Genomic DNA, 9,343 nt, shown 5'->3' on the forward strand with positions numbered 1-9,343 from the left:
GGCAGTCTCTTCGGCTGCCTTTGGTTTACGCTGCAAGTGCTGTCCGTTCCAGCGCCAGCGACCAGCTACTGACTGCTGGACGAGCTGGCGCCCGAGCCGTCGCTGCCCGATGAATCGGTTGATGGGTCGGCAGACTCCGTTTGCTCAGGAATGGTTTCGTCGGAAGACAGAATTTGCTGCACATAGCCGACCAGCGCGTCCGAATCCCGGATGCCTATGACGGATGCGCCGCCGACATGCTCCTCTTGCACAAGCTCCATAGGAGGGATTTGCGCCGTTCCGCCAACATGACTGCTTACGCCGAGCTGACCAAGCTTCAGCATGTCGGTAACCTCGAGATTCGTCTCGATGTAAGGAGAGACGCTCTCCAGAATGTTCTTCATCTTCACGATATTCCAGGTGGACTGCAGCTCGGATGCGACCGCTTTGAGGAAATTCCGCTGCCGCTCCGTGCGCGTATAATCGCTCATAGCGTCATGACGGAAGCGAACGTATTGCAGCGCTTTGTCTCCGTCGAGCAGCTGATATCCCTTCTTGAGATCGATATCGTAGCGGTTGCCGTCGGCATTATCCGTATAATGCATATCCTTCTCGACATCGAAATAGATGCCGCCGATCGTGTCGATCAAGGCTTTGAAGCCTTCGAAGTCGGTATAGACATAATACTGAATCTCGAGGCCGAGCAAATCGCCGACCGTCTTCATCGCCAGCGAAGGGCCGCCCATGGTGATCGCCGTGTTGATCCTGCCTTTGCCGTGCCCCTCAATAGTGGCGTATGTGTCGCGAAGCACCGAGAACAGGTGCGCGTTCTTCGTTACCGGGTCAAAGGAAGCGACAAGCATGGAATCGGATCGGAAGGCTTGGCCTTCTTCGACTCCGCGGGCGTCTCCGCCTAATAGGAGAATGTTGACTCGTTCCTTGCCTTCCCATTTCGGTATTTCGACGGTTTGCTCCGGCTCGATATCGGTAAATCGGGATTCGTCCGGCGATTTCTGGAAATCATCCAATGCGTTATATACGCCGACACCCCAATAGATGCTGGCGCCAATGAGAAGAACCACTATTGTGGCAAAGCTGATGAGAAGCCACTTCCATAGCGGTTTCTTTTTTGGTTTGGTTTTGCTTGTCCGTCTGCTCATGCTGCGGGCAAATCTCCTTTCGGGTGTTCCTATTGTATAATGGCATATAGTCTAAACTATAAACTATAAACGCATAAATCGTCGAAAAAGTTTCTTAATGACTGTACGCTTCCGATGAACTGATGTATGATAACATATCATCAAATTATATCGCTTGGCGTTCCCTACTTGCAAGTATTATCATATGGGGTACAATATAGTCGTTATTTCCCAGGAAATGTCGAAGAGAGGGGCATCAAATCAGCATGCTGGCTATAGATGTGAAAGATTTGCGGAAGGAATTCCGCGTGCAGAAGAACCGTGAGGGTCTTGGAGGCGCGATGAAGGATTTATTTCGTCGAGAATATAGAGAAGTACGCGCGGTCAAGGACATATCCTTCCAGATTCCGAAGGGGGAGATATGCGGATATATTGGCGAGAACGGTGCGGGAAAATCGACTACGATCAAGATGCTCACCGGCATTCTTGTGCCAACGTCAGGTCATCTCCAGGTGAACGGTTACGTGCCGCATAAAGATCGGGAGAAGTTTGTTAACGAGATTGGCGTGGTATTCGGACAACGTTCGCAGCTATGGTGGGACATCGGCGTTATCGAGTCGTTCCGTCTGCTTCGAAAGGTATACCGCGTTCCGGAGACGGAGTTCAAGAAACGGCTGGACAATCTGGTGGAACGGCTGCAGCTTGGCGATCTGCTCAACCGACCGGTTCGCAAGCTGAGTCTCGGTCAGCGCATGCGCTGCGAGCTGGTTGCTTCGCTGCTGCATAATCCGTCGATTCTCTTCCTCGACGAACCGACCATCGGACTCGATATCGTTGTGAAGACGGAGATTCGAGATTTCCTTATGCAGATGAATAAGGAAGAAGGAACCACGATTCTGCTGACCACCCATGATTTGCAGGATATTGAAGCGTTATGCTCCAGGGTAATCATGCTCGATGACGGAAAGGTGATTTACGACGGCGGCTTGAATGAGCTGAAGACGCGCTGGAGCAAGGGACGCGAGATTCAGTTCCAATTCGGGAACCACATCTCGCTGGACAAGCTGCGGGGGGTAACGGCTGGCCTCGAAGTGAGCTGGACGCTCGAGAATGAAGTGACCGCGAAGCTGTTCGTGCCTCATGAAGTAAGCGTGTCCGAGGCAATGGGCAGAGTCGTGAGCGGAGCGGAAATACGCGATATCAAGATTTTCGAGACGAATACCGACGAAATTGTCCGCGGAATCTACCAGTCGGGCTCGGCGGAAACCGCGGAAGCGGGCAGGCCGGCTTCCGGCGAAGCCTCGATCAAGGAAACAAGCGATAATAAAGAGAAGGAGCTTGCCGCACCATGATGAGCGCTTATCTCGATTTTATCCGTATGCGGTTTCTCATGATGCTCGCCTATCGGGTGAATTACTACAGCGGCATCATCATCTATGCGATTAACATTGGCGCGTATTACTTCCTGTGGCTCGCGATCTATGGCGATCAGGAGTCGCTTGCAGGCTTCACCGTGCCGCAGATGACCACGTACATCGCCGTCTCCTGGATGGCGCGGGCGTTCTATTTCAACAATCTCGATCGGGAGATTGCGAATGAAATTCGCGACGGCAGCGTAGCCGTGCAATTAATCAGGCCTTATAACTATCTGCTGGTGAAAATGATGCAAGGCTTCGGAGAAGGCGCGTTCCGCCTGCTCCTGTTCATGGGTCCGGGCCTGATTATCGTTTGCTTGATCTTCCCGGTGAAGCTGCCTGCCGATCCCGCCACTTGGCTGGTGTATGCCGTTATGCTGTTCTTCAGCTTTCTCATTAACTCGCAGATCAATATCTTAACGGGGCTGTTCGCCTTCTTCGTGGAGAACAACGAAGGGCTTATGCGAATGAAACGCGTTGCGGTAGATCTGTTCTCGGGCGTTATCGTGCCAATCGCCTTCTTCCCGGGCTGGCTTGCGACAACAATGAAATGGCTGCCGTTCCAAGCGATTACCTATCTGCCAAGCTCCGTCTTCACCGGCAGGACGCCAATGAGCGAGGTTGGCGGCGTATTCGGCGTTCAGGCGCTGTGGTTCGCGCTGCTGCTGCTTCCGATTCTGTTCGTATGGCGGGCGGCGCGCAAGCGCTTGTTCGTGCAAGGAGGTTGATCCCGATGAGATACGCAGGACTGCTCTGGGAATATTTAATGAATTATGCGAAAACAAAGCTGACCTACCGTGCGGATTTCTGGATTGAAGTGTTCTCCGATCTGCTGTTTCAAGGTCTGAATCTTATCTTCATTTTCGTTGTGTTCGGGCATACGCAGTCGCTGGGCGGCTGGTCGGAGGCGGAGGTTGTGTTCGTCTACGGGTTCTTCATGATTCCGTACGGCTTATTCAGCACCTTCTTCGGTATTTGGAATTTCAGTGATCGCTATATTGTGAAGGGCGAGATGGATCGCGTGCTGACAAGGCCCGCTCACAGCCTGTTTCAAGTGCTGCTCGAGAATGTGGACCCGCCGTCTCTTGTCGGTTCGATTGTTGGAGCTGTCATCATGGCCTCATGCTGGTCTCAGCTGGGGCTGCCGTTCCACATCTCGGATCTGTTCATGCTGCTGCTGCTCGTCATCGGCGCGGTGCTGGTGTATGGCGGTCTTTATACGGCTCTTAGTGCGATTTCCTTCTATTCGGACGCGCCGACGGGCATCGTGCCGCTGCTGTACAATATTCAGAATTATGGCCGATATCCGGTTAATATTTATAACAAATTGATTCGATTCACGCTGACCTGGGTGCTGCCGTTCGCGTTCGTAGGCGTTATTCCAGCTTCCTATTTTCTGGAGAAGAAGAATGATGATATTTCGCAGCTCGCGCTGTTCACGCCCGTTATGGGCATCATCGTATTCTCACTGGGGCTTGCGCTATGGAATCATGGCGTGAAGCGGTATCGGGGAGCGGGGTCGTGATGACGAAGAAGGAGGATGAAGCAATGACGCTCGAAATAGGCAAGAAAGCTCCGAAGTTCAAGCTTCCCGCGTCGAACGGCGAGCCATTGTCGCTCATGGAGCTGCGCGGGCAGAAGGTGGTGCTGTTCTTCTATCCGAAGGATATGACGCCGACATGCACGCAGGAGGCCTGCGATATGCGGGATGCGTACGAGCAATTTAAGGATTGCAATACGGTTGTGCTCGGCATCAGCATCGACGCGATCAAGGCTCATTTGAATTTTATCGAGAAGAAGCAGCTTCCGTATCTGCTTCTCTCCGACGAGAATCACAAGGTTTGCGAGCAATATGGTGTGTGGCAGCTGAAGAAGCTGTACGGCCGCGAATATATGGGAATTGTCCGCTCGACCTTCTTGATCGACGAGAAGGGCAATCTCGCGAGGGAATGGCGCAAGGTCAAAGTAAAGGGGCATGCGCAGGAGGTTCTGGAAGCGGCGAAGGCGCTGTAGGCGCTTGGAGCGATATAAGGGCGATTTTTGAGGTTTTGTTGACCTTGAGGAGCGCTCTTTCTGTTGGTATACCAACATTCGAATCTAGCAGGACTAAATAGAGAAAAAACTGGCGACACTGAAAAATAGATAGATTTATTTTTCAGGAGGCGAAGTTGGCGATGATAACTCCCCAATTATTCGAGTCGGAACAGATAGAGCCGTTAAGAGAAGAGAGCGCTCCGCATTGGCCGGAAGCGCCGCAAATTTTGCTGCACCGCCTGCAGGCGAAGGTGGGCCAAGTGCTGCTCGGCAAGCCCGAGCTGATCAAGCAGACGCTGCTCACGCTGCTCGCGGGCGGACATGTGCTCCTAGAGGATGTGCCGGGCGTTGGCAAGACGCTGCTCGCTCAAGCGTTCGCGCGCGCGGTCGGAGGCGAATTCAAGCGCATCCAGTTCACATCCGATATGCTGCCGGCGGATGTCATCGGCGGCATTGTACTGGAAGGACGTACGAATGAGCTGGTCTATCGTCCCGGGCCAATCATGGCGAATATGGTGCTGGCCGACGAAATCAACCGCACCTCTCCCCGTACGCAGTCGGCATTGCTCGAGGCGATGGAGGAGCGAAGAGTGACGATCGAAGGCAGGACGAGAAGGCTGCCGGTTCCGTTCATGCTGATCGCGACACAGAATCCGCTAAGCTTCGAAGGAACAAGTCTGCTTCCGGAGGCGCAGCTCGATCGCTTCATGATGCGTCTGACGATCGGCTATCCGAGCGGGGCCGACGAGAGCAGGATGCTGGAGCAATATGCCGGCGGCAGCCGCATCGAGCCGGAGCGAATTCGGCCGGTTATGTCCACTCAAGAATGGCTGCAGATGCAGGCAGAGGTGCGGCAGGCTCATGCGCATCCCGCTTTGCTTGGCTTTATGGTGCAAATTGCGGAGGCGACGCGTCGATCCTCGGAAGTCTTGCTCGGGCTCAGCCCGCGCGCGCTCAGAGATTGGCTGCGGGCTTCGCAGGCAAGCGCTTATTTGGAAGGCAGAGGGTATGTGATACCGGATGATCTATTGGCAACAGCGGAAAGTGTGTTGTCGCATCGCATTGTTTTGCGGAGGGGCTCGGGAGTGTCTCAGGATCGAAGCGCTGTCTCTTATGTGAACCGGCTCGTTCGCGAGACGGCATTTCCGCCCGAAGCCGGGGCCGGACAGGCAGGCAGGAGACGAAGATGAGAGAGCGGGCAGAGCTGCAGACGAGAGCGGGAGCGGAAGCTGTCGCGGGACTTGCCCGTGAGAGCGCTAGTTCGAGCAAGGCCGTAATGGTAAGCGATGAGTCTGGTGCAACAGGAGCGGCGTCTCCTTCGCTTGAGACGGCAGGCGCGAAATCAGATGCTGTCGAGCCGAATAAGACAACGGGAGCCAAGACGGAAAGGATTCTTCCTTATAAAACGAGATGGGCGGTATGGGCGATTATCGTCGTCTCTTTCTGCGGCTGTTTGGCAGCCGTCGTTCTAAGGGGCGGCGCGACGGAATGGTTCGGCTTGGTCTTGCTCGCAGGCATCATTGCGGTCAGCGGCCTGTTGCCGATCATTTCCATGATTGGACTAAAGGCGGAGCGCATGCTGACTTCAACCCGGATTGAGGCCGATGAGGCGGCGCAGATTGAATTGCGGCTTAGCCGGGCTCTGCGCAATCCTTTTGTGTGGATTGCGGTAGGCGATCAGGCGAAGCATTGCAATGGAATGAATGGCCGCACAGCCGCTTTTCGAGAGATGGGGTTGCTTTATTTTCGCAGCAATTGGACGGTTCGATATCGGCTCGCGGAATTGACCAGGGGAAGCTACGCCTTGGAGTCCGTTCACGTTGTACTGGGAGATGTGCTGGGATTGACAGCGATAGCGAGGACGATTCCTTGCGCTTCGGAGCTGCTTGTCCTGCCCCGGCTGCCGGAGGAAGGACAGAACGAGCCGCGCAGTCGGGCGGGCGTCTCGAGAAACGCGGCTGTGCTTGGCGGATATGGACCGGATACGAGGCTTTACCGGGAAGGCGATTCGCTGCGTCATCTTGATTTCCGATCCGCAGCGAGGGGACGCGGATGGCATACGAAGATACAACGGGTTCAGAGCCGCGCCGAGCTAATGGTAGTAATCGATCAGGAGATGAACGCGTATGAGGGCAAGGATTTCTTGTTCGACTCCTGCATCGGCTGGGCTTTCCACTTCGCACGAAGCCATGCGAAGCTTGGGCATAGCGTGACGGCGGCGACCCGGGACTGGAGCTTAAGACTTGGCTCCTCCGGCAATAAGAATGGGCGAGAAGAGGAGCGCGAGCTGCGAGAAAGATTGGCCAGATTAGAGCCGCTGCAGCAAGAGCTGTCTCTCGACCGATTATTGGAGAAGGCGTTGCAATTGCCTGCCGGCTCCTCCCTTCAAATCTTCACTTGCGGCTTGCGGGAAGCGCAGCGTTGGATTGAGCTTGCGGGAAGGCTGGAGACGATGGGCTTCCAGCTTGAGCTGTATGCGGTCGCTCCCGGCCGCGTGGCATCGTTTGCCATGCGCGAGCAGCAGAAGCTGTTGGAAGGACGCGGCATAGAAGTTTCATGGCTCTCTCTGTTGGAGCATGGCAGGATTGAGGCGCGGCCCCAGGAAGGAGGGAGCGATCATGCGATTCCTTCCTAACGCTGTAAGCCGTTCCGACGAACAGTCGGGACAAGAGGGGCATGAAGAAACATTCGCTTATCGTTTGGCGACCAGCCTGCTCCTGTTCGGATTGCTGGCGGAATGGTTGATGCCGTGGGTCGGCTCGGGCGATTGGGCGGTTATCTATCATCCCGCGCCGCTTCTGGCGATCATTGCCTCAATCATGGCGGCGGGCTTGTTCAAGCTGCCATGGCCGCTTCTGACAGCGACCCATGCGGCGATTATTCTTCTTAGTCTGATGTGGCTGTTCAAGAGCGGAGACGAGAGCGGCGTACAATGGCTTATCGCTTTTCCCGAACTGCTGTGGAATCAAATCCGCTTGATGCTGCAAAATGGACTCTGGGCCATGTCCGCCGAGCTTCGCACGCTGCTGCTGTTCGCCGGCTGGGCGATGCTCGCTCCCGCGCTGCAGTCGATTCTGTGGCTTAGACAGGTCGTGTTCAGCATCGTGGCGCTGACGATTGTCTATCTGTTGGCGCTGCATATCTGGATGGGCATGGATGTGCTGAACAACCTGCTGCGTACTTCGGCAGAGGGCTTTCTGCTCGGGGTGATTGTCGCGGTTCCTCGTGTGCGCAGACTGCTGCAGGTGAACGGCGGCGGCCGGAGAGATGGGCAAAGCTTCCAAGCAAGCTGGCTTGCGGGAGCCTTATTCCTGATGTTTATCATTGTGGGCGCGGGGATGCTTGCATCGGCGGGAAAAGAATCAGACATGTCTCCGCCGAGTTGGACGACGTCCATGACGAAGCGATTTCAGCAGAGCATGGAAGCGCTGGGCAAGGAGAGTGGAAGCTTCAGCGCTATGAACGCATCGAAGCTTGGTGAATTAAGCAGCGGCTTGACTGGCTACGGCTTCGACGACAGCGAGCTGGGGGGGCCGATTGCGGATGATGACACGTTGCTCTTCAAGGCTCTCTCTCCCGTTGCGGCTTATTGGCGAGGCGAAGCGAAGACAATCTATGACGGCAGAGGCTGGAGCAATGGGGATACGAAGCTCACGCTGCTGCCCGTCAACTCTGACTATGATGAATCGGCGGAGGTCTATTCGGCTAATCGCGATCAACAAGCAGCGGTCGGCGGATCGAGCGGCCTGCCGAGAGGACAATTGGTGGAGCAAACTGTAGTATGGTCGAAGGAAATGTCTTCCATGCCGATCTTCGCCTCCGGCTATGACGGGCAAGTGAGCGAATTAATCGCCGCGGACCCGAGACGCAAGCTTGGCAGCTATCTGGTAAACGGCGGGCTTGGCGCCATGTATGCGCCGTCCGAGACGGCAAAGCTGGAGCGCTACAAGGTGCAGAGCCGTTTGCCGGTGACGGAACCCGAGAAACTGGGCGAAGCGGATGAAGCGGTGAGCGCGATGAGCGCGGAGGATCGATTCGCATTGGCAACGGCGATGGAGCCGTATTTGCAGCTCCCCGCCGAGCTGCCGGAGCGAGTGTTCGCGCTCGCCTCGGAAATCGGAGGCGGAGGCGTTACCAGCCAGTACGACCGGGTGAAAGCGGTAGAGGAGTTTTTGAAGGATTCGTATACCTATACGAAGCAGGATGTCGCTGTGCCCGCCGCGGGCGAGGATTTCGTGGATGATTTCCTTTTTAATCAGAAGCAAGGGTACTGCGTGCATTTCTCCTCGGCCATGGTCGTTCTGCTGAGGGCACAAGGCATTCCGGCGAGGTGGGTGAAGGGCTTCACGTCCGGGGAGCTCGCGGAGCAGCAGGGTGGTTCGTCTGGAAGCGGCCCGGAAGCTGCGGGGAATGCGCTGTACGAGGTAAGAGGCTCGGACGCGCATGCCTGGGTCGAGGTGTACTTCCCGGGCGCGGGCTGGGCGCCCTTCGATCCGACGCCGGGCTTTGACGGCGTTGATCTTGCCCTTGCCGCCTCCGGGGGCGTCGGAGGCGGAGAAGCTGCGGCAGCCGAGACGGGCGCGGCGGCTGCAGTTGGAGATGGCAAGCTGAGCCTGGCGAGGCTTGCCGCGGGGTTCGAGGCGGGAGCGGAGCGTGCCGCCTCGGGCGCGGCGCGAGGGGCGCATGCCCTCGCGCAAGCGGCGCGGAGCGCCGTGGGCGCCGCGGCGGCATCGCCCGCGGCAAGCGCCGCCGCCGGCGGAGCCGCGCTGGCGCTGG

Annotated in this window: 8 protein-coding genes; 7 read left to right on the top strand and 1 reads right to left on the bottom strand. The window is 56.3% G+C overall.

Going from position 1 to position 9,343, the window contains the following annotated elements; genetic code table 11:
- Positions 1-65: 65 nt before the first annotated feature.
- The gene (locus tag HFP08_RS16010; RefSeq protein WP_168121600.1) at positions 66-1,139 is read right to left on the bottom strand and encodes an LCP family protein; all 1,074 of its coding nucleotides are present in this window, start codon (positions 1,137-1,139) and stop codon (positions 66-68) included.
- Positions 1,140-1,384: 245 nt separating this feature from the next.
- Between HFP08_RS16010 and HFP08_RS16015 the strand changes: the two genes are divergently transcribed.
- From HFP08_RS16015 to HFP08_RS16045, 7 genes are all read left to right on the top strand, one after another.
- Entirely contained in the window at positions 1,385-2,470 is a 1,086-nt protein-coding gene (locus HFP08_RS16015) for an ABC transporter ATP-binding protein (RefSeq protein ID WP_168121601.1), read from the top strand.
- Positions 2,467-3,261, top strand: coding sequence for an ABC transporter permease (locus HFP08_RS16020; RefSeq protein ID WP_168121602.1), 795 nt, complete (start codon positions 2,467-2,469; stop codon positions 3,259-3,261). Before HFP08_RS16015 ends, HFP08_RS16020 begins: the two co-directional genes overlap by 4 nt.
- 5 nt (positions 3,262-3,266) lie before the next feature.
- Entirely contained in the window at positions 3,267-4,058 is a 792-nt protein-coding gene (locus HFP08_RS16025) for an ABC transporter permease (RefSeq protein WP_168121603.1), read from the top strand.
- A gap of 23 nt (positions 4,059-4,081) precedes the next feature.
- Positions 4,082-4,546, top strand: coding sequence for a thioredoxin-dependent thiol peroxidase (gene bcp / locus HFP08_RS16030; protein ID WP_168121621.1), 465 nt, complete (start codon positions 4,082-4,084; stop codon positions 4,544-4,546).
- A 161-nt stretch (positions 4,547-4,707) separates the two neighbouring features.
- The gene (locus HFP08_RS16035) at positions 4,708-5,757 is read left to right on the top strand and encodes an AAA family ATPase (protein WP_168121604.1); all 1,050 of its coding nucleotides are present in this window, start codon (positions 4,708-4,710) and stop codon (positions 5,755-5,757) included.
- Positions 5,754-7,202: a DUF58 domain-containing protein gene (locus HFP08_RS16040; RefSeq protein WP_168121605.1), complete on the top strand. Its 1,449-nt coding sequence runs from the start codon at positions 5,754-5,756 to the stop codon at positions 7,200-7,202. Before HFP08_RS16035 ends, HFP08_RS16040 begins: the two co-directional genes overlap by 4 nt.
- A partial coding sequence (locus tag HFP08_RS16045; protein ID WP_168121606.1) for a transglutaminase-like domain-containing protein occupies positions 7,186-9,343 on the top strand: 2,158 nt, incomplete at its 3' end. The genes HFP08_RS16040 and HFP08_RS16045, both read left to right, overlap by 17 nt.

The organism is Paenibacillus sp. HB172176, from assembly GCF_011947265.1.
In the GTDB taxonomy this organism is placed as follows: Bacteria; Bacillota; Bacilli; order Paenibacillales; family Paenibacillaceae; genus Pristimantibacillus.